Origin of the sequence: Fuscovulum ytuae (genome assembly GCF_029953595.1) — a bacterium.
GTDB lineage: Bacteria > Pseudomonadota > Alphaproteobacteria > Rhodobacterales > Rhodobacteraceae > Paragemmobacter > Paragemmobacter ytuae.
In genome coordinates this window covers 2158293-2176812 of the sequence record NZ_CP124535.1, presented here as the reverse complement: position 1 = coordinate 2176812, position 18520 = coordinate 2158293, and the positions used below count along the sequence as shown (strand labels likewise).

The following is an 18520-nucleotide window of genomic DNA, read 5'->3' as shown; positions in this document are numbered from 1 at the left end:
GTCACCCGGTGTTAAGGTTAACGGGCTGGGGCGGGGGAGGCGCGGGGGGCCGACTTGGCGGGAGTTGAGGGCGGGATGCATGGGTTGGGTAGCCCATCTGACGGCGGAGGATGGGGCTGGGAGCGACCGCGCTTCATCCCGTGGGATGGCCCTTTGCAGCCCAAGGGCGGAAGGGGATAGGGTGGAAGAGGCGGGGTGGCGTCTGTCGGGGGCGACGGATGTGCTGCGCGCGGCGTTCTGGATGCGAAACCCCGCCCGCCGTGCCGCGGTTACATCCCGTGCAAGGGTCTTTCGCGTCGCCGCCAGCCCACCGCCGCTTGTGAGGCCGCGCGCATCAGGTCGCGCCAGAGGGCCAGACCGGAGGCAAGATCACCATCCTCGGGCAGGGCCATCGAAAGGCGGGTTTCACCTTCGACGATGTCGAGACGGCCTGCGGGATGGGCACGCATCCATGCCTCGCGCGCCGCATCTTCGGCCCGGACGGGAAAGCGCAGGGCAAGGCGGTAGCCGGGGGTGATGGTGAATTCGGGGGCCTCGGCGCCGTCGCGGGCGAAGATCACCGCGCCGTCGCGTTCCACCCCGGCGAAACCTGCGGCGATCAGCGCCGCCTCTATGCGGTCCTGCGTCACGCGACCAGCGCCTCGGCCTTTTTGAGGTCGACGCTGACAAGCTGGCTGACGCCCTGTTCCTGCATCGTCACGCCGAAGAGACGGTCCATCCGCGCCATGGTCACGGCGTGGTGGGTGATGATGAGGAAGCGCGTGTCGGTGCGGCGCGTCATTTCATCCAAGAGATCGCAGAAGCGGGTGACGTTCGCGTCATCCAGCGGCGCGTCCACCTCATCCAGCACGCAGATCGGGGCGGGGTTGGCGAGGAAGACGCCAAAGATCAGGGCAAGCGCGGTCAGGGTCTGTTCGCCGCCCGACAGAAGCGAGAGCGTGGCGAGTTTCTTGCCCGGCGGTTGGCACATGATTTCAAGGCCTGCTTCCAGCGGATCGTCGGATTCGACCAGAACAAGCCGCGCCTCGCCGCCGCCGAAGAGGTGGGTGAAGAGGGTGGAGAAATTGGCGTTGACCTGTTCGAAGGCGGTCAGCAAGCGTTCGCGCCCTTCGCGGTTCAGGCCTGCGATCCCGGCGCGGAGTTTCTTGATCGCCTCTTCGAGATCAAGCTTTTCGGTGACCAGCGTGTCATATTCCGTGGCGACTGCCTTGGCGTCTTCTTCGGCGCGCAGGTTGACGGCCCCCAGCGCCTCGCGCTGGCGTTTCAGGCGGTTCACCTCGGTGTCCAGCGTTTCGGCATCGGGCATCCGGTCGGGATCAGCCTTGAGCGTGGTGAGAAGCTGTTCGGGGGTGCTTTCGGTTTCCTCAAGGATGCGTTCGGCGGCATAGGCCACGGTTTCGCGGGCGGCATCCATCCGGGCTTCGGCCCTTGCCCGTGCCTCGCGCGCCTCGCCCGCGGCGCGTTCGGCATCGCGTTCGGCCATCTGGGCATCGCGCAGGGCGGATTCGGCCTCGGCCAAGGCATCGGCGGCGATGCGGCGGCGGTCTTCGGCCGTGGCGATGGCTTCGGAAAGCTCTTCGCGCTTGATCGCGATTTCTTCGGGGGCGGCGCTGGCCTCGGTCAGTTCTTCTTCGGTTTCGGCCTTGCGTTCGGCCAGTTCGGCGATGCGCTTTTCGGCGGTGTCGAGGCGGTGTTTCCAGCCCGACAGTTCCTTGACCGCCTCTTGGCGCCGTTTCACCCGTGCCTCGCCTTCGCGGCGGAGTTCATCATGGGCGGAGCGGCGGGTGAGCATGGCAAGGCGCGCGGCTTCGACGGCGACCTTTGCGGCCTCGACCGCGTTGCGGGCGGCTTCGAGATCGCCGAGATCACCCACAGCCGTTTCGGCCTCGCGCAGGCGGGCGCGAGCGGCCATTGCATCATCCTCGTGCCGAGAGACGGCGAGGCGGGCGGCTTCGAGCTTGCCTGCGGCGATGGAACGGTCGGCCTCGGCGCGGGCAGCGGCGCGGTTGGCCTCGGTGACGCGCTGATCGGCGGCGCGGCGGGCGTCGCGGGCCATCTGATCGGCGCGGGCAAGATCGGCGAGGCGGGATTGCAGGGCCTCATGCGCCTGACGTGCGCCGTCGGCGCGGGCGGCGACCTCTTCGAGGTCACGCTTGAGCTGCACCAGACGGTTGAGTTGCTGGAGGCGGAGGGCGGCGGCGGAGGGGGCATCTTCGGCCCCGGCGCGGAACCCGTCCCAGCGCCAGAGATCGCCATCCTTGGACACCAGACGCTGCCCCGGCAAGAGGGCGGGTTGCAGGGCCGCGCCCTGTGTGCGGTCGACCAGGCCGATCTGGCCAAGGCGGCGGGTGAGGACGCCGGGGGCCTGCACATGGGCCGAGAGGCGAGTGACGCCTGCGGGAAGGTCTTGCGGGGTGGCGTAATCAGCCAGCATCGCCCAGCCGGAGCGGCCATCGCTGCCCACTTCGGGCGCGCGGAGGTCATCGGCAAGGGCGGCACCGAGGGCCTTTTCGTAGCCGGGTTCGACCTGCAGCCGATCGAGAAGCTGGGTTCCGGCGGAGGCTTCACGTTCTACCAGACGCGCAAGGGCCGCGACTTCGGCGCGCAGCGCGTTCGCCTCACCTTCCGCTGCGGAACGGGCGGCGCGGGCCTCGGCCTCGCGGCCTTGGGTTTCGGCGCGGGCGGTTTCGGCGCGTTCAAGAAGCGCCTCGGATTCTTCGGCCTGTGCGACGGCGAGTTCCTGCGCCTCTTCCGCGGCTTCGAAGGCATCGGAGGCAAGGGCCAGCGCCTCGACCGCGCCTTCGACGGCTTCGCGGGCGGCTTCGGCCTGTGCTTCGGCCTTTTCCAGCGTGCCGCGCGTGTCGGTCAGCATGCGCTGGGCGGATTGGTGGCGGGCCGCAAGGCGGGCGCTGTCTTCGGTGGCCTGAGCGAGCAGCGCTTCGCGGTCGCCAAGGATGGCGTTGGCTTCACGGGCGGCCTCGGCCGCTTCGGCCAGACGGTCGTCATGGCCATCATGGGCGCGGGCGAGTTGTTCGATTTCCCAATCCAGACGCGCGATGGTTTCGCCTGCGTCGCGGTTCAGGCCTGCCTCGCGGTCCATGTCGCGGACGAGTTGATCAATCCGGCCCCGGAGGGTTTCGATCATGGCGCGGGCGCGCGCCTCTTGTTCGGCAAGGCCGTCACGTTGGACGACAAGCCGTTGCAGGATGGCGGCGGCGATGGCCTCTTCCTCGCGCCGGGAGGGGAGGACGTCTTCGCGCCCTTCGCGGGCTTTCGACGCCGCGCGGGCGGCGGCTTCGGCTTGCGATGCGGCGACGAGTCGTTCGCGCAGGATGCCTTCGGCTTCGGCGCGGGCCATGTCGGCCTCGCGCCAGCGGCGGTAGAGGAGCATGCCTTCGGCGCGGCGGAGGTCTTCGCCGATTTCGCGGTAACGGGCGGCCTGTTTGGCCTGACGGTTCAGGGTGGAAAGCTGCTGCGCCAGTTGTTCCAGCACGTCATCGACGCGGGTGAGGTTCTGTTCGGCGCCTTGCAGTTTCAGCTCGGCCTCATGCCGCCGGGCGTAGAGGCCGGAAATGCCCGCCGCCTCTTCCAGCACGCGACGCCGCGACTTGGGCTTGGCGTTGATGAGTTCGGAAATCTGCCCCTGCCGAACGAGGGCGGGGCTGTGCGATCCGGTGGAGGCATCGGCAAAGAGCATCTGCACATCGCGGGCGCGGACGTCCTTGGTATTGGCCTTGTAGGCCGAGCCTGCATCGCGGGTGATGCGGCGGACAATCTCGATCTGGTCGGCATCGTTGAAGCCGGAGGGGGCGAGACGTTCCTGATTGTCGATCACGAGGGCCACTTCGGCGAAGTGGCGGGCGGGGCGGGTGGCGGCCCCGGCGAAGATCACGTCCTCCATCCCGCCGCCGCGCATGGCGGTGGGGCGGTTTTCGCCCATGACCCAACGAAGCGCCTCGAGCAGGTTGGATTTGCCGCAGCCATTGGGGCCGACCACGCCCGTCAACCCCTCATGGATCACGAGATCCGTGGGGTCGACAAAGCTTTTGAACCCGTTCAGCCGCAGCTTGGTGAAGCGCAAGGGCAATGATCCCCGGTTGATTCCGTCAAACCCGTATCGTCGGAGGGATGCGGGGGGGCGTCAACCACAAGCACACCGCATATCGCCGGGGTTGGGGCGTTATCCCCAAGATATTGCGGGAATGTGGGGGCGCGGCTTTACCGGAATGCGGCGGTAGGCTAGCATCTTGCCATGCAACCGCCGATCACTGGCCGCTGTTTGTGCGGCGCCGTCGCCTATCGTGCCGATGACCCGCCGCTGTGGCAGATGCATTGCCATTGCGACAGTTGCCGCCGTGCGACGGGGGCGGCTTTTGCATCGTTTTTCGGGGTGGCGGATGGACGGTGGCGCTGGGTGCGGGGTGTGCCGTCCATTCACGCGTCATCGCCGGATGTGGAGCGGCTGTTCTGCCCGACCTGCGGCACCCCCTTGGCCTATCGATCGACCCGCTTTCCCGACGAGACGCATCTTTATGCGGGCACGCTGGACCATCCTGAAACCTATTGCCCGACCGCGCATGTGCATTTTGCCGAGGCGCAGGGATGGGCGGATATCCATGACGGGTTGCCGCGCCATGACACCACATCGGGCGACTGATCCTTATGATTGGGGGGCGCTGCTGGCGTTGATCCGCAGGGCCTTTGCCGGGATGGAGGGGGTGATCGACCCGCCATCGTCGCTGCATCGATTGACGGTGGAGGGGGTGGCCGAGCAGGCGCTGCGGGGTGAGGTCTGGGTGATCGGGCGGCCTGCGTTGGCCTGTGTTTTCCTGACGGTGCGGGAGGATGCGCTGTATGTGGGAAAGCTGGCTGTCGAGCCCGGGGCGCAGGGGCGGGGGCATGGGCGGGCGCTGTTGGACCTTGCCGAAGAGCGGGCGCGGGCCTTGGGTCTGCGGGCGCTGGAATTGCAGACGCGGGTGGAGCTGGTGAGGAACCATGCGGTTTTTCGCCATCTGGGATTCGTGCAGACGGGGGCGAGCGCGCATCCCGGTTTTGACCGACCCACATCGCTGACCTTTCGGCGCGCGGTGGGATGATGTCGGAAACGGGATTGCGCAGGGCTTGGGGGCCGGGGCAGGGTGAGGGGGAAGAGCGGAGGTTGGCGATGCGGGATCGGATGGTGCAGCGGTTCATCGAGGCGTCGGAGGCGGCGGTGATGGCGTCCGCCGTGCCGGGATCGCCCGCCGAGGCAGTGGCGCGCGAGGTGTTCCGGCGCTGTCATGCGTCGGTGGGACGGGCGCAGGAAGTGCCGCCTGCGACGTTGCCCGTCTGCGGCTGGCTGGAGGCGGCGCTGGACAGCGCGGCGGAAGGGCCGCGCTGTGCCGTGGCCGATGCGTTTGAGCCTTTGGCAGATCGGCTGGAATGGGAGCGCCGCGATGCGGCCGATCCGGCCAATCGCAGCTTTTTTGATGGGCATGCCAATGCGCTGATCCTTGGGCCGGGGGGCTATGAGGAGCGGGACGATCTGTGGATCGGGGCCACGCTGATGGCGCCGGGGGTGACCTATGTGGATCATCACCACCCGCCCGCGGAAGTGTATCTGTCGCTGACACCCGGCGAGTGGTGGAATGCCGAGATGGATTGGACCGATCCGGGGATGGGGCGTTTGATCTATAACCCGCCCGGCATTCTGCATGCGATGCGGTCGGGGGATAAGCCCTTTCTCGCGCTGTGGTATTTGCCGAATTAAAGCCGGTCGAGCAGGTCGCGCGTGGGCCATGCATCGGCGGGTAGGCCGAGGCGGGCCTGTTCTTTTTGCACGGCGATGCGGGTGGCGGCGCCAAGGATGCCGTCGATAGCGCCCACGTCATGGCCAAGCGCGGCGAGTTTGCCTTGCAGTACCTTCATTTCCTCAGCCGAAAGGGCGGGATCGGGGTTGCCGGCGCGGTAGGGGTCGGCCCCCATCAGGCGGGTGGCGAAATAGGCCGCCGTGGTGACGTAGACGAAGCTTTTGTTCCATTCGAAAAGCGTGCGGAAGTTCGGATAGGCAAGGAAAGCGGGCCCGTTGCGGCCTTGGGGCAGAAGGATGGAGGCAGGCAGGCCGTTCGGCACCACACCCGCACGCAGTTGCACGCCCATGGCGGCCCATTGTTCGGCGGGAAGTTCGGTTTCGAGGCCCGTCAATTCCCAATCGAAGGTATCGGGGAGGATCACCTCTTGCAGCCAAGGCTGGCCCGGTTGCCAGCCGTGATAGTGCAGCATCTTCGCGCCCGACAAAAGCGCGTCAGGGACAGAGGTCTTGAGCGTGACGAGGCCGTCGCCATCCCCATCAACCCCACGGGCGAGGATATCGCCGGGGAGCATCTGGACCATCCCAATCTCGCCCGCCCAAGCGCCCATGGTGTTCAGGTCAAACTCGCCCAAGCGGTGCATTTCGAGCGCGGCGAAGACCTGTGGTTGGAAGAGGTCGGGGCGGCGGCAATCATGGGCGAGGGTGGCAAGCGCGCGGCGGGTTTCGAAATCGCCCTGCACCACGCCGTAATCCGTTTCGAAGGCCCAGAAGGCGAGGAGGATGCCGCGCGGGATGCCGTATTCGGACTCGGCCCTTTGAAAGACGCTGTCCCATTGATCGGACAGGGCGCGGCCACGGGTAAGGCGGTCTTTTGAGATCAGGCTTTGGGAGAAGTCGAGAAAGCTTTTGCGAAAGACGCCTTGAGAGCGGTCGGCCTTGAGCACACGGGGATCGGGGGTGAGGCCTGCGAAGAAGGCGTCAGCGGTTTCGGGAGGGATGCCTTGGGCGGCGGACTCGGCCTTCATTGCCTGCACCCAAGCGGGGAAATCGCCGCCGCAGGGCACATCGGCCAAGGCGGGGCTTGCGATCAGGGCGAGGACGGGGGCGAGACGCATGGTTTTCTCCGTTGACCCGCGCAGGGTAGGGGGGTGGGCCTGCCTGTGCAACCGCGCGGCGATCAGAAGACCGCGATAAGGGCGGTGAGGGCGAGCATGCCGCCCCATGCCCGCCAGAGGGCCGACACGGCGGCATCAATCTGATCGGGGCCGGGGTCGCGGCGGCCTTCGGGCCAGACCCATGGGTATTCGCGCAGCTCGCCATGATAGGCGCGAGGGCCGGAAAGGGCGGTGTTCAGGATCACGGCCATCGCCGCCTCGGGCCAGCCTGCATTGGGCGAGCGGTGCAGGGGCGCGTCGCGCAGGATGGGGCGCGGGTCCGTCCAGCCATGGGTGAGCGCGAGGAGGAGGGCGGTGAGGCGCGCGGGGATGAGGTTCAGCAGGTCGTCAAAGCGGGCGGCGGCCCAGCCGAATTCTTCGTGCCGGGGCGTGCGGTGGCCGATCATGCTGTCGGCGGTGTTGGTGACCTTGTAGAGCATGAGGCCCGGCAGGCCCGCGATCAGGAACCAGAAAGCGGGGGCGATGACGCCGTCGGACAGGTTTTCGGCGGCGCTTTCGATAGCAGCGCGGGAAATGGCGGGATCGTCGAGGGTGGCCGTGTCGCGACCCACGATCATGGACACCGCGCGGCGGCCCCCTTCGGTGGAAAGCCGCAGCGCATCGGCCACGGCCTGCACGTGTTGCACCAGCGATTTCTGGGCAAGCAGGATGGCGGCCACGACGACTTCGACGATGCCGAAATCGGGGATCACATGGATCAACTGGCCAAGGGCGAGGGCGGCGAGGCCCAAGGCGGCCATGGTGGCGGTGCCCTTCAGGCGTTTCTGAGCGCCTTTGTTGAAACGTTTGTCCATCCAACCGATGGTGCGGCCCATCAGGACGGCGGGGTGGGGATAGCGATCCCAGAGCCATTTGGGTTCGCCGAAGGCCGCATCCAAAAGGAGGGCGGGGATCAGAAGCGTCGCGCTCATGCCAAGGCCTGTGCGAGGCGGTCCCAGCCCGCGCCATCGGGCAGGCCGAGGCGCAGCCAGCGGGTGGAATAGGGGAAGATGCGGGACAGGATGCGGTGACGCGCGAGGCGGTCTTGCCAGGCGGCGGCATCTTCGGTGTCGTAAAGGCGGAAGAGGGTGGTGCCGCCAAGGGGGGTGGTTCCAGCGGCGGCCATGAGGTCGTCAAGCCGCCGGGCATCGGTGGCAAGGCGGGTGCGGGTGGCATCGGCCCATGCGGGATCGTTCAGCGCGGCGGTGGCGATGGCGAGCGTGGGGCCGGGGACGGCCCAAGGGCCGATCATCGGTTTCAGCCTGTCAATCAGCGCGGGGTCGCCGATGGCAAAGCCCAAGCGGGCCCCCGCGAGGCCCCAGAATTTGCCAAAGCTTTTCAGGATCAGGGTGCCGGGGCGGGCGGCCTGCGCGATGTGGCTGGCGTCGGGGGTGACGTCGCAGAAGCTTTCGTCGATGACCGCGAAAGGGGTGTCAGGGGCGGGGTGAAGGCGGCCATCGGGGTTGTTGGGGTGGACGATGACGCGCGCTTCGGTGGCGTCATCGGTGACGGTCCAGCCACAGGCGCGGAAGGCGCGGGCGTGTTCGTTATAGGTGGGGGCGGGGATGGCCACGTTTGCCGGGGCCAGCACGGCCGGGATGCGGGCGATGAGCGCCGAGGCGCCGGGGGCGGCGATGAGGGCGGCAGCGTCGGGGATGGCCCAGAAGCGGCGGGCGGCCTTCTCCAGCGCGGCGAAGGCTTTGCGGTCGGGGAGCGCGGTCCATGCATCGTCGGGAAGGGCCGGGATCGGGTAGGGACGCGGGTTGATGCCGGTGGACAGGTCAAGCCAATCGGCGCGCGTGCCACCCCAGCGGGCAGTGGCGGCATCTATGCCGCCGCCATGGTCGGGGTCTGCGATTCGGGGTTCAACGCGGATCATGCGGCGGAGAGAGCCGATTGCGCGGCGCAAGTCCACCCTGGGTTTCGCGCAGGCAGAACGGGCCTAGTGGCCCGTTTCCTGCAGGAAAGCCGTGGCTGCGGCTTTTGCGCCACGGTTTCTTAACATCACGGTCATGTCTTTCCGTTTCCTTGATTTGGCCGGGTTGCGACGCAGACTTTGACCGGACGGAGGAGGCAAGAATGCTTGAATTCCTTTCGAAAGAGATCCGTGAGGGCCTTGAGGCCGCGCGCAAGCGCGACTTGCGGCGCAAATCGCGCCTGCGCGTGCAGGTGGGGGGCGCGGTTTTTCCAATCCTGCGGTTCTGGGATGAGGGTTTCGCCCTGGATGCCACGCTGACGCCCAACCTGCGCGGGTTGGTGGATGTCTATGACGGGGCCAACCATATCTTCCAATGCCTGATCGTTGCCTCGGTCGAAGAGAACGGGGAATTGGTCTGCGATTTCAAACGGTCAACCGCGGTGCTGGATCGGCCCGCGCTGGATTACTGGCGGGATGAGAATGCGCCGGTGGGTTATCTGCCGCGCGCCTGAAGGCTGGCCTCGACGCGGAAGCCGGGGGGGATGGTATCCTGCCCATTCAGGATGAGGTCGGCCATGGTGGTGGCGACCTTGGGGGCCATGCCGAAGCCGATCTTGAAGCCGCCATTGGCGATGTAGTGGCCCGGTCTGCCGGGCCATGCCCCCAGCATCGGCGCGCGGGATCGGGCGCGGGGGCGGATGCCGGCCCAGCGGTCCAGGATCTTTGCCTTGGTCAGGATGGGAAGCGCGGCGCGGGCGCGGGCGAGGATGTCGTCAAGCTGGGCATCGGGTGCGGTGGGGTCTTGCCAATCGTTTTCGGAGGTGGAGCCGATGGCAGTGGTGCCGTCGGCATGGGGCACGATGTGAAGCTGATCCGCGAAAAGCTGCGGCAGGTCACGTGCGTCGTGTTGCAGCAGAAGGGCCTGACCTTTGACACCCGCGCCGATGTTTTGGCCGAGCGCGTCATTGAGGGCAAGGAGGCCGGGATAGCCCGTGGCCCAGAGGGTGGGGCCTTGGGGGTCTTCTGCGCCGAAGGTGATCTCGGCCCCCTTGGCGCGCAGGGCAGCGGTCAGGGCGGCGGCGGCACGGCGGGGGTGCAGGCGGGCGGTGAGCGTGTCGTGGATGAGGTATCCGGTGGGGCTGTGCGGTTCCCAATCCGCGCCTGTGGCGGGGATCACGCGCCATTCGGCGCGGCCTTGCCAGAGGGTTTCGGATTCCGCGATCCGGGCGCGGGCGTTTTGCAGGGCGCGGTCATCGGGGATGGGTTGCAGGCGGCCCGACTGAAGATAGCCGGGATCGGTGCCGCCTGTGGCCGCGACCTCGGCCCACCAATCAGGGGCCATGAGCAGGCTTTCCAGCTGAAACTGCTTCTTATCGTTCCAGTTTTCCGGCACATGCGGGGCGAGCGCGCCGACAAGGCCACCGGACGACCCTGCGCCGATCCTGTCACGTTCGATCAGGCGGACGCGGGCGCCGCGGCGGGCGGCCTCCCACGCGCAGGAGAGGCCGAAGATGCCGCCCCCCATGACCGTCAGATCGACCCTTGCCATTCCCCTTGCCCTTGCCCATGGTCCGCCGCGATTTCGGGGTTTAGGGCATATGGGCGGCGGGGAACAGGGCGAGGCGGGGCTGGACTGGCGCGATGGGATCGTGCCCGTGTCGCGGCGGTTTGATGACCCCTATTTCTCGTTGGCCGATGGGCTGTCGGAGACGCGGCATGTGTTTCTGGCGGGCAACGATCTGCCCGCGCGGCTGCGCGACGGGTTCCATGTGGCGGAGCTGGGGTTCGGGACGGGCTTGAATCTGCTGGCCCTGTGGAGCCTGTGGCAGGGGCTGGGCGCGCCGGGGGTGGTGCGGTTCACGTCATTCGAGGCCTTTCCCCTGACGGCAGAGGACATGGCGCGCGCCTTGGCGGCTTTTCCTGAGGCGGCGGCAGTGGCGGGGCCTTTGCTGGCGCAATGGGCGGCGGGGGCGCGGGTGATTGATTTGCCGGGGCTGCGGGCCGACGTGATCTTGGGGGATGCGCGGGTGACGCTGCCCGATTGGGGCGGCGTCGCGGATGCGTGGTTTCTGGACGGGTTTTCGCCCGCGAAGAACCCGGAACTGTGGTCTGACGACCTGATGGCGGCGGTGGCGGCGCATACGGCACCGGGCGGCACCTTTGCCACCTATACGGCGGCGGGGCATGTGCGGCGGGCGCTGGCATCGGCGGGATTTGCGGTCGAACGGCGACCGGGGCATGGTAGGAAGCGGCATATGACGGCGGGGCATCTGGTGGAGCGGCAGGCATGAGCCGCAACCGCAGGGCGGGCATCTGGCTGATGATCGCCGCCGTGGCAGCCTTTGCTGCGCAGGACGGATTTTCGCGCCATCTGGCCAGCGAATATAACACGCTGATGATCGTGATGGTGCGCTATTGGGTGTTCGCGGGGTTTGTTCTGTTTCTTGCCATGCGGCGGCCTGAGGGGCTGCGCGCGGCGGTGGCGACAAAGCGGCCCTTTACGCATGCGCTGCGCGGCACGCTTTTGGTGGCGGAGGTCTGCCTGATCGTCTGGGGCTATACGCTGATCGGGCTGATCGAGAGCCATGCGGTCTTTGCCGTCTGCCCCCTGCTGATCGCCGCGATGTCGGGGCCTTTGCTGGGTGAAAAGGTCGGCTGGCAGCGCTGGGCGGCGATCGGGGCGGGGATGGTGGGGGTGCTGATCATCTTGCGGCCCACGTCGGGGGTGTTCTCATGGCCGGCGCTCTTGCCCTTTGCGGCGGCGACGATGTTTGCGCTTTATTCCATCCTGACGCGGGCCTCGGCCCGGGATGAACCCGTCTTTGCCGGGTTCTTTTGGGCCGGGATCATCGGCGCGGGGTTCATGACGGTGCTGGGCCTGCCGAATTGGGAACCCGTGGCAGGCGTCGATCTGGCGTTATTGGCCATTTACTGCGCGCTGGCGATCCTGTCGCATTGGCTTTTGACCAAATGCTATGAGATGGCCGAGGCGAATGTGGTGCAGCCCTATGCCTATTTGCAGATCGTCTTTGTCACGATCATCGGGATCGTGGTCTATGACGAGGTGCTGGCCCCGGCTGTGGCCCTTGGGACGGTGGTCGTGGTGGCGGCGGGGCTTTATTCGCTGTTGCAGGAACGGGGCAGGAAGGTCGCGGTATGACGGGGCAGGCCACGGCACAGGACACGCGGCTGGGCATCTGGCTGATGGTGGCGACAACGGTCGTCTTTTCGGTGCAGGACGGCATTTCGCGCCATCTGGCCGAGGCTTACAACGTCTATATGGTGGTGATGATCCGCTTCTGGTTCTTTGCCGCCTTTGTGATGCTGTTGGCGGCGCGGGACAAAGGGGGGATCGGGGCGGCGGTGAAGTCGCAATTCCCTTGGTTGCAGGTGGCGCGGGGGCTGCTGCTGGTCACTGAAGTCTGCGTGATGGTCGTGGCCTTTGTGAAACTGGGGTTGGTGGAAAGCCATGCGGTGTTCACCTGCTATCCGCTGCTGATCGCGGCGCTGTCGGGGCCGATCCTTGGGGAAAAGGTGGGTTGGCGGCGCTGGACGGCGATCCTGATCGGGTTTCTCGGCGTGCTGATCATCTTGCAGCCGGGCTATGCGGTGTTTTCGCCTTGGGCGCTGGTGCCTTTGCTGTCGGCCTTCCTGTTTGCGATTTATGGATTGCTGACGCGCTATGTGGCGCGGGGGGATAGCGCATCGGTGTCGTTCTTCTGGACAGGCACTGTGGGGGCCTTGGCCATGACGCTGGTCGGCATGTGGTTCTGGGAGCCGATGACGGGCGCGGATTGGGGCTGGATGCTGACGCTGTGCTGCACGGCCTGCCTTGGGCATTGGCTGCTGATCAAGGCTTTCGCGGTGGCAGAAGCCTCGGCCATCCAGCCCTTTGCCTATCTGCAACTGGTCTGGGCATCGGGGATCGGGCTGTTTTTGTTCGGCGAGGATTTGCGGACCAATGTCGCCATCGGTGCGGGGCTGGTGGTGGCGGCGGGGGTATTTACCCTGTGGCGGCAGCGCGTGAAGGCGCAGCAAGGTTAGGCGCGGCGCGACAGGCGGTCGATCAGTCGCGCGCGCGCCTCGGGCAGGGGGCGGCCGTTCAGCATGGGCCCCAATTCGCGGTTCAGGAAATGGCCGGTCAGGGCGAGGGCCTGGGCGATCTCGCGCGCGGAGGCGGGGCCTTGGCCGAGCAGCACCTGTGGCAGGGGCAAAAGGCGACTGGCCCAGTCGCCCGCGCCTTGGCGGCTAACGGCGCGACCCGTTTTGGGTGAGACATAGATCAGGTCATCGCGGCTGCCGGTGACGGCGCAGGTGGCAAGATCAAGGCCGAAGCCGATGTCTTCGAGGAGGAGGAGTTCCCAGCGCAGATAGGCGGGGGGCCAATCCGCCCCGGCCTCTAGCGCGTCAAGCAGCGGCAGGGTGGCCGCGTAAAGCATCGGGTGGGGTTCACGTTCGGCCAGCGCCACGCGGAGCATCGCGCAAACAGCGTTGAGGCCCGCCAGTGCAAGCGGATCAGACAGAAGCGCTGTGCGGGCGCGTAAGGGTTCGACGGTGAAAATGCCCAAATGGTCATCCAGCCGCGCGCGCCATGTCACCTGCAGCTGCGCGCCGGGTTGCAGAAGGGGGGCGATGCGGCGGGATGTGCCGCCGCGCACGACCCCGGCATGGCGGCCATGTTCTTCTGTGAAGACCTCGATGATCGCCGCGCTTTCGCCGTGGGGTCTGACCGATAGAAGCGCGCCTTCGTCCCGCCATTCCATGCGCGTGACTATCGGCGCGGGGCGCGCGAAGGGCAAGTCAGTCGGACAGCCCTGCCTCATCCAGAAGGGTGCGGCCGTGGCGATCCTCTACCTCGATCACCCAGAGGTCGGGGTCGCGGTCGCGTTGGCGGCGAAGGGTGGCGTCCACCTCGGCCTCGGGCCCCTCGGCCAGCGTGACCCAGACGCGGGCGCCTGTCATCAGGTCATAGCTGCGCTGCACGGCCTTTGCCTGCCCGTCAAGCGTGGCGCATTTCACGATCACCGCGCCTGCCGTCGCATCGCCTTTGGCCGTGACATAGACGGGGATATCCGCAAGCCGCAGTCGCGTCAGATAGGCAGATACCCAGAGGTCTGTTGTCAGGCGCAACGGGATGCCCCTTCATCTTGGCAAAAATACTCTCTGGGGGTCCGGGGGGCGAAGCGCCCCCGGGGCATCCCCCCCGCGCGTCAGTCGCCGTCTTTGAAATCCAGCCCCATTTCGGAATAGCGCTCGGCCTCTTCCAGCCAGTTGGGGCGGACCTTCACGGTCAGGAAAAGATGCACGGGGCGATCAAGGAAGGTGGCGATTTCGGCGCGGGCCTGTTGGCCGATGGCCTTGATGGTTTCGCCCTTGGCACCCAGCACGATGCCCTTGTGGCCGTCACGGGCGACATAGACCACCTGGTCGATGCGGGTGGAGCCGTCGGGGCGGTCCTCCCATTTCTCGGTCTCGACCGTCAGCTGGTAGGGCAGTTCCTCATGCAGGCGGAGGGTCAGCTTTTCGCGCGTCATCTCGGCCGCGATCATGCGCATGGGCAGGTCGGCGATCTGGTCTTCGGGATAGAACCACGGGCCTTCGGGGATCTCTGCGGCCAGCCATTCGCGCAGGTCATCGACGCCATAGCCGCGTTCGGCGCTGATGAGGAAGGTCTTGGCGAAGGGGAAGGCGTCGTTCAGCTTGGCCGTCAGGGCGAGCAGGGTTTCGGCCTTGACCTTGTCGATCTTGTTCACCGCCAGCGCCACGGTGGCGGTGGAGGGGATCTTGTCCTTGAGGTTGTCGATGATGGCCTGCACGCCTTCAGTCAGGCCGCGATGCGCCTCAACCAGAAGGACGATGATATCGGCGTCGGCGGCCCCGCCCCAAGCGGCGGCAACCATCGCGCGGTCAAGGCGGCGGCGCGGGCGGAAGAGGCCGGGCGTATCGACGAAGACGATCTGGGACTGGCCTTCCATACAGACGCCCCGGATACGGGCGCGGGTGGTCTGCACCTTGTGGGTGACGATAGAGACCTTGGCCCCAACCATCCGGTTCAGAAGGGTGGATTTCCCGGCATTGGGTTCGCCGATCAGGGCGACGAAGCCGGCGCGGGTTTCGGTTGCGGTCATTCCTGTTGCTCCATGCGCGCCAGAAGGGCGCGGGCGGCGGATTGTTCGGCGGCGCGTTTGCCCGGCGCGGTGCCGGAGGCGGTTTCGCCATTGGCGAGGCGGGCCTCGACGGTAAAGACGGGCTGGTGGTCGGGGCCGCTGCGGGCGGTTTCGGTATAGGTCGGGGGCGGCAGACCCCGGGCCTGTGCCCATTCCTGAAGGCTGGATTTCGGGTCGCGGGTATCGACCTGCGCGGCCTTTTCGATGCGGTCGCCCCAAAGCCGAAGGACGATGTCGCGCGCGGCGTCGAAGCCTGCATCCAGATAGATGGCGGCGATGACGGCCTCGAGCGCGTCGCCCAAGAGCGCCTCTTTCCGCCGCCCGCCCGAAAGCATTTCAGACCGGCCAAGTTTCAAGACATCGCCCAAGCCTACCTCGCGCGCGATTTCGGCGCAGGTTTCCTGACGGACAAGGGCGTTGAAGCGTGGGGCAAGCTGGCCTTCGGCGGCGGTGCCGTCCTGTTGAAACAAGGCGGTGGCGATGGAGAGGCCAAGGACACGGTCACCCAAGAATTCCAGCCGCTCATTCGAGGGACGGGTGGGCGAGGAGAGGGAGGCATGGGTGACGGCGCGCGCCAAAAGCTCGGGTCGGCGGAAGTCGTGCCCGATGCGGGTGGCGAAGGCGGCAAGGTCTGCCGCCAGCTTGACGCGCTGGCCGCTCACTCGACCGCCTTAAAGAAGCGGTCGGCACGCCATGTCCAGAAGAAGAGCATGGACCGTCCGGCGGAGGAGAAGATGATGCGGTCGGCGCGGCCGATCAGGTTTTCGGCGGGAACGAAGCCCACACCGCCCACGGCCTGACCAAAGCGCGAGTCTTGGCTGTTGTCGCGGTTGTCGCCCATGAAGAAGTAATGGCCAGCGGGGACGGTGAAGACATCGGTGTTATCGGCGAAGCCATTGGCGTCGATGTTCAGCACGTCGTGCTGGCGGCCTTCGGGCAGGGTTTCGGTGAAGCGCGACGAGGTGCAGATGCCGCCTTCGCCCACGGGGCCGTTTTCACAGCGCGGCAATTGGCCCATGGGACCTTGCTTTTCATAGACCTCTTCGAAGGTGCCCGCCGGGGTTTGGGGGACCATTTCGCCATTGAGGTAAAGGATGCCGCCCTTCATCTGCACTGTATCGCCCGGCAGGCCGACAAGGCGCTTGATGAAATCGGTGCCGTTCACCGGGTGGCGAAAGACCACGACATCGCCGCGTTCGGGTTCGCCACCGAGGAGGCGACCGGAGATCGGGCATGCCGAGAAGGGGCAGGAATAGCGGGAATAGCCATAGGCCATCTTGTTGACGAAAAGGAAATCGCCGATCAGCAGCGTGTCCTTCATGGAACCCGAGGGAATCCAGAAGGGTTGGAAGAAGAGGGTGCGGAAGACCCCGGCGATCACAAGCGCCCAGATGACGGTCTTGATCGTTTCGACGATACCGCTTTCGTTCTTGGCCTTGCTGCCTGCCATGGGTCCACTCTGCTTTGGTTTCCCGCATTTGCGGGTCGGCGTTCATTGCGCGTTGGGCGCGGGGGAGTCAAGTTCCACTGGGGCGCGGAGGGGGCGGGCCTCGATCACAACGAAGGCCTGCGCCCAAGGGTGATCGTCGGTGAGGGTGACATGGATCACCGCTTCGTGACCTGCAGGCGTCATGTCGCGCAGCCGTTCGGCGGCCCATCCGGTGACATGCATCACGGGTTGGCCAGAGCGGAGGTTGGTCACCGCCATGTCCTTCCAACTGATGCCCATGCGAAGGCCGGTGCCAAGCGCCTTGGAGCAGGCCTCTTTCGCGGCCCAGCGTTTGGCGTAGGTGGCGGCGATGGCGCGGGGGCGACCTTCGGCCTTTTTCTGTTCGCGTTCGGTGAAGACACGGTCCTTGAAACGGTCGCCAAAGCGGGCGAGCGTCGCCTCGATCCGGTCGATATTGGCAAGATCGGTGCCGATGCCGAGGATCATGCGGTTAGGCCTGCCCTTCGCGCGCTTCGTCCATGCGGCGGCGCATTTCTTCGATTGCGGGGCCGAGGCCGCGGAAGATCGACTCGCCGATGAGGAAATGGCCGATGTTCAGTTCCATCACCTCGGGCATGGCGGCGATGGGGGCCACGTTGTCATAGGTGAGGCCGTGGCCTGCATGCACCTCAAGGCCGAGGGCATGGGCAAGGCGCGCGCCCCGGCGCAGGCCTTCGAGTTCGTCGGCCGCCTCGACATCGCGCCCTTCGGCGAGGAGTTCGGAATAGTGGCCGGTATGCAATTCCACCACCGCCGCGCCGATGCGGGCGGAGGCTTCGATCTGGCGGGGGTCGTGGCCGATGAACATGGAAACGCGGCAGCCCGCCTCGCGCAGGGGGGCGATGTAATCCGCAAGACGGTTGTCGTCGCCTGCGACATCAAGCCCGCCTTCGGTGGTGCGCTCCTCACGCTTTTCCGGCACCAAGCAGACGGCATGGGGTTTGTGGCGGAGCGCGATGGCCTGCATTTCCGCCGTGGCCGCGCATTCGAAATTGAGCGGGATGGAAATGCCCGCCACCAAGGCCTCGATATCGGCGTCGCGGATATGGCGGCGGTCTTCGCGCAGATGGGCGGTGATGCCGTCGGCACCCGCAGCCTCGGCCAGCAGTGCCGCGCGGAGCGGTTCGGGCCAAGTGGAGCCACGGGCGTTACGGACGGTGGCGACGTGGTCGATGTTCACGCCGAGACGGAGGCGCCCGAGAGGTTTCATGGCCGTGGCCTTTCCGTTGTTCAGGTCTTTTGAGCGAGTCGGGGGGAGATTAGGGCGGTGAGCCGCCTTCGTCATCCCCATGGCTATTTTGTCCCGCGCCATGGGCTGCTTCGCCGCGATGGGTGAGTTTGGCGGCAGCGGCGGCCAGCGTTTCGCGCAGTTTGCGGCGGCGTTCGTTGCGTTCCTTGGATTTGGCGTCGCGGGCCTTTTGATAGGCCGTCACCAGCGGGATGGTGAGGTAGTAGAAGATGACCGACAGGATAATCCCCGGACCGAGCGCGCCCAGAAAATAGGGCAGGTAGATTTCGTGCCAGAACTGGATCAGTCCGTCCCATTGGGTGTGGGCGGGGCCGAAAAGCGCCTTGAAATTGAACCAAAGATCCGACCCCGCATTGGCGAAGGCCATGCCGATATATTCCGGAGATAGCGGTTTCTGGATGCCGAGCATCCAATGCCCCAGCGTCATTGCGAGGACGGCGAAGAAGGGCGTGGTGAGGGGGTTGGTGTTGAAGGTGGCCAGAAGGGCCGCAAGCAGATTGCCCTTCACCGCCCGCGAGGCCAGCCATGCGGCGATGAATTGCATGCCGGGAAGGGGAAGAAAGCCCACAAGCGACCCGGCAAAGACGCCGCGCGCGATGCGGTGCGGGCTGTCGGGCAGGCGGCGCATGCGATGCAGGACATATTGCGTTGCGCGTTTGAACCCGCCTTGGGGATAGACCATCTCGCGGGTCCACCCCCAAAGGGTGCGAGGATTGCGCCGCTTGAAAACCAAGTCTTTCTCCCAACAAGCC

The 18520-nt window shown here is 66.5% G+C and carries 21 protein-coding genes; 7 read left to right on the top strand and 14 right to left on the bottom strand.

Translation table 11 applies throughout. The features are described 5' to 3' along the window. Window positions 1-269: 269 nt before the first annotated feature. Window positions 270-629: a hypothetical protein gene (locus tag QF092_RS10555; RefSeq protein WP_281463862.1), complete on the bottom strand. Its 360-nt coding sequence runs from the start codon at window positions 627-629 to the stop codon at window positions 270-272. Continuing rightward, window positions 626-4081, bottom strand: coding sequence for a chromosome segregation protein SMC (smc, locus tag QF092_RS10550; protein ID WP_281463861.1), 3456 nt, complete (start codon window positions 4079-4081; stop codon window positions 626-628). Before smc ends, QF092_RS10555 begins: the two co-directional genes overlap by 4 nt. A gap of 171 nt (window positions 4082-4252) precedes the next feature. On the opposite strand from smc, the gene QF092_RS10545 reads away from it, so the two are divergent. Genes QF092_RS10545 through QF092_RS10535 form a run of 3 tightly spaced genes read left to right on the top strand, consistent with a single transcriptional unit; the run spans window position 4253 to window position 5749 of the window. Next, entirely contained in the window at window positions 4253-4657 is a 405-nt protein-coding gene (locus tag QF092_RS10545; RefSeq protein WP_281463860.1) for a GFA family protein, read from the top strand. Beyond that, complete coding sequence (locus QF092_RS10540; protein ID WP_281463859.1) at window positions 4635-5096, top strand: GNAT family N-acetyltransferase; 462 nt, start codon at window positions 4635-4637, stop codon at window positions 5094-5096. The genes QF092_RS10545 and QF092_RS10540 overlap by 23 nt, the downstream gene beginning before the upstream one ends. Beyond that, window positions 5093-5749, top strand: coding sequence for a dimethylsulfonioproprionate lyase family protein (locus QF092_RS10535; RefSeq protein WP_281463858.1), 657 nt, complete (start codon window positions 5093-5095; stop codon window positions 5747-5749). The genes QF092_RS10540 and QF092_RS10535 overlap by 4 nt, the downstream gene beginning before the upstream one ends. Here the strand turns inward: QF092_RS10535 and QF092_RS10530 are convergent. From QF092_RS10530 to QF092_RS10520, 3 genes are all read right to left on the bottom strand, one after another. Then, window positions 5746-6906, bottom strand: coding sequence for a lytic murein transglycosylase (locus QF092_RS10530; RefSeq protein WP_281463857.1), 1161 nt, complete (start codon window positions 6904-6906; stop codon window positions 5746-5748). The two genes, QF092_RS10535 and QF092_RS10530, sit on opposite strands and share 4 nt — an antisense overlap. 62 nt (window positions 6907-6968) lie before the next feature. Continuing rightward, on the bottom strand, window positions 6969-7877 hold the full coding sequence (cbiB, locus tag QF092_RS10525) for an adenosylcobinamide-phosphate synthase CbiB (RefSeq protein ID WP_281463856.1): 909 nt from the start codon (window positions 7875-7877) through the stop codon (window positions 6969-6971). Continuing rightward, window positions 7874-8824, bottom strand: a complete 951-nt coding sequence (locus QF092_RS10520) for a threonine-phosphate decarboxylase (RefSeq protein WP_281463855.1) — start codon at window positions 8822-8824, stop codon at window positions 7874-7876. The genes cbiB and QF092_RS10520 overlap by 4 nt, the downstream gene beginning before the upstream one ends. Window positions 8825-9024: 200 nt before the next feature. Here QF092_RS10520 and QF092_RS10515 point away from each other — a divergent pair, with 200 nt between their 5' ends. Then, window positions 9025-9375, top strand: coding sequence for a hypothetical protein (locus tag QF092_RS10515; RefSeq protein WP_281463854.1), 351 nt, complete (start codon window positions 9025-9027; stop codon window positions 9373-9375). Here QF092_RS10515 and QF092_RS10510 read toward each other — a convergent pair. Continuing rightward, window positions 9357-10412: an NAD(P)/FAD-dependent oxidoreductase gene (locus QF092_RS10510; RefSeq protein WP_281463853.1), complete on the bottom strand. Its 1056-nt coding sequence runs from the start codon at window positions 10410-10412 to the stop codon at window positions 9357-9359. The genes QF092_RS10515 and QF092_RS10510 overlap by 19 nt on opposite strands. A 49-nt stretch (window positions 10413-10461) precedes the next feature. On the opposite strand from QF092_RS10510, the gene mnmC2 reads away from it, so the two are divergent. Genes mnmC2 through QF092_RS10495 form a run of 3 tightly spaced genes read left to right on the top strand, consistent with a single transcriptional unit; the run spans window position 10462 to window position 12907 of the window. Beyond that, window positions 10462-11154: a tRNA (5-methylaminomethyl-2-thiouridine)(34)-methyltransferase MnmC2 gene (gene mnmC2, locus QF092_RS10505; protein WP_281469919.1), complete on the top strand. Its 693-nt coding sequence runs from the start codon at window positions 10462-10464 to the stop codon at window positions 11152-11154. Continuing rightward, window positions 11151-12023: a DMT family transporter gene (locus QF092_RS10500; protein WP_281463852.1), complete on the top strand. Its 873-nt coding sequence runs from the start codon at window positions 11151-11153 to the stop codon at window positions 12021-12023. The genes mnmC2 and QF092_RS10500 overlap by 4 nt, the downstream gene beginning before the upstream one ends. Continuing rightward, on the top strand, window positions 12020-12907 hold the full coding sequence (locus tag QF092_RS10495) for a DMT family transporter (RefSeq protein ID WP_281463851.1): 888 nt from the start codon (window positions 12020-12022) through the stop codon (window positions 12905-12907). The genes QF092_RS10500 and QF092_RS10495 overlap by 4 nt, the downstream gene beginning before the upstream one ends. Here the strand turns inward: QF092_RS10495 and recO are convergent. From recO to QF092_RS10455, 8 genes are all read right to left on the bottom strand, one after another. Then, complete coding sequence (gene recO / locus QF092_RS10490) at window positions 12904-13626, bottom strand: DNA repair protein RecO (protein ID WP_281463850.1); 723 nt, start codon at window positions 13624-13626, stop codon at window positions 12904-12906. The genes QF092_RS10495 and recO overlap by 4 nt on opposite strands. A 37-nt stretch (window positions 13627-13663) precedes the next feature. Then, window positions 13664-13999, bottom strand: a complete 336-nt coding sequence (locus QF092_RS10485; RefSeq protein WP_281469917.1) for a DUF1491 family protein — start codon at window positions 13997-13999, stop codon at window positions 13664-13666. Window positions 14000-14073: 74 nt separating this feature from the next. After that, window positions 14074-14991: a GTPase Era gene (era, locus tag QF092_RS10480; protein ID WP_281463849.1), complete on the bottom strand. Its 918-nt coding sequence runs from the start codon at window positions 14989-14991 to the stop codon at window positions 14074-14076. Continuing rightward, window positions 14988-15692 carry a ribonuclease III gene (gene rnc / locus QF092_RS10475; protein WP_281463848.1) on the bottom strand — a complete coding sequence of 235 codons (705 nt, stop codon included), beginning with the start codon at window positions 15690-15692 and terminating at the stop codon, window positions 14988-14990. The genes era and rnc overlap by 4 nt, the downstream gene beginning before the upstream one ends. Then, window positions 15689-16480 (bottom strand): signal peptidase I, encoded by a 792-nt coding sequence (gene lepB, locus QF092_RS10470; RefSeq protein ID WP_281463847.1) that lies wholly within the window; start codon window positions 16478-16480, stop codon window positions 15689-15691. The genes rnc and lepB overlap by 4 nt, the downstream gene beginning before the upstream one ends. Window positions 16481-16522: 42 nt before the next feature. Next, complete coding sequence (acpS, locus tag QF092_RS10465; protein WP_281463846.1) at window positions 16523-16966, bottom strand: holo-ACP synthase; 444 nt, start codon at window positions 16964-16966, stop codon at window positions 16523-16525. A 4-nt stretch (window positions 16967-16970) separates the two neighbouring features. Then, on the bottom strand, window positions 16971-17729 hold the full coding sequence (locus QF092_RS10460; RefSeq protein WP_281463845.1) for a pyridoxine 5'-phosphate synthase: 759 nt from the start codon (window positions 17727-17729) through the stop codon (window positions 16971-16973). A gap of 49 nt (window positions 17730-17778) precedes the next feature. Next, window positions 17779-18450 (bottom strand): DUF2062 domain-containing protein, encoded by a 672-nt coding sequence (locus tag QF092_RS10455; RefSeq protein ID WP_281463844.1) that lies wholly within the window; start codon window positions 18448-18450, stop codon window positions 17779-17781. Window positions 18451-18520 lie beyond the last annotated feature (70 nt).

Coding starts and splice junctions, on each gene's coding strand:
- QF092_RS10460 (WP_281463845.1), bottom strand. CDS start 17,729: ATGAAACCTCTCGGGCGCCTCCGTCTCGGCGTGAACATCGACCACGTC.
- QF092_RS10515 (WP_281463854.1), top strand. CDS start 9,025: ATGCTTGAATTCCTTTCGAAAGAGATCCGTGAGGGCCTTGAGGCCGCG.
- QF092_RS10500 (WP_281463852.1), top strand. CDS start 11,151: ATGAGCCGCAACCGCAGGGCGGGCATCTGGCTGATGATCGCCGCCGTG.
- QF092_RS10530 (WP_281463857.1), bottom strand. CDS start 6,906: ATGCGTCTCGCCCCCGTCCTCGCCCTGATCGCAAGCCCCGCCTTGGCC.
- QF092_RS10540 (WP_281463859.1), top strand. CDS start 4,635: ATGACACCACATCGGGCGACTGATCCTTATGATTGGGGGGCGCTGCTG.
- era (WP_281463849.1), bottom strand. CDS start 14,991: ATGACCGCAACCGAAACCCGCGCCGGCTTCGTCGCCCTGATCGGCGAA.
- QF092_RS10455 (WP_281463844.1), bottom strand. CDS start 18,450: ATGGTCTATCCCCAAGGCGGGTTCAAACGCGCAACGCAATATGTCCTG.
- QF092_RS10510 (WP_281463853.1), bottom strand. CDS start 10,412: ATGGCAAGGGTCGATCTGACGGTCATGGGGGGCGGCATCTTCGGCCTC.
- lepB (WP_281463847.1), bottom strand. CDS start 16,480: ATGGCAGGCAGCAAGGCCAAGAACGAAAGCGGTATCGTCGAAACGATC.
- QF092_RS10535 (WP_281463858.1), top strand. CDS start 5,093: ATGATGTCGGAAACGGGATTGCGCAGGGCTTGGGGGCCGGGGCAGGGT.
- QF092_RS10495 (WP_281463851.1), top strand. CDS start 12,020: ATGACGGGGCAGGCCACGGCACAGGACACGCGGCTGGGCATCTGGCTG.
- mnmC2 (WP_281469919.1), top strand. CDS start 10,462: ATGGGCGGCGGGGAACAGGGCGAGGCGGGGCTGGACTGGCGCGATGGG.
- cbiB (WP_281463856.1), bottom strand. CDS start 7,877: ATGAGCGCGACGCTTCTGATCCCCGCCCTCCTTTTGGATGCGGCCTTC.
- QF092_RS10545 (WP_281463860.1), top strand. CDS start 4,253: ATGCAACCGCCGATCACTGGCCGCTGTTTGTGCGGCGCCGTCGCCTAT.
- QF092_RS10520 (WP_281463855.1), bottom strand. CDS start 8,824: ATGATCCGCGTTGAACCCCGAATCGCAGACCCCGACCATGGCGGCGGC.
- acpS (WP_281463846.1), bottom strand. CDS start 16,966: ATGATCCTCGGCATCGGCACCGATCTTGCCAATATCGACCGGATCGAG.
- recO (WP_281463850.1), bottom strand. CDS start 13,626: ATGGAATGGCGGGACGAAGGCGCGCTTCTATCGGTCAGACCCCACGGC.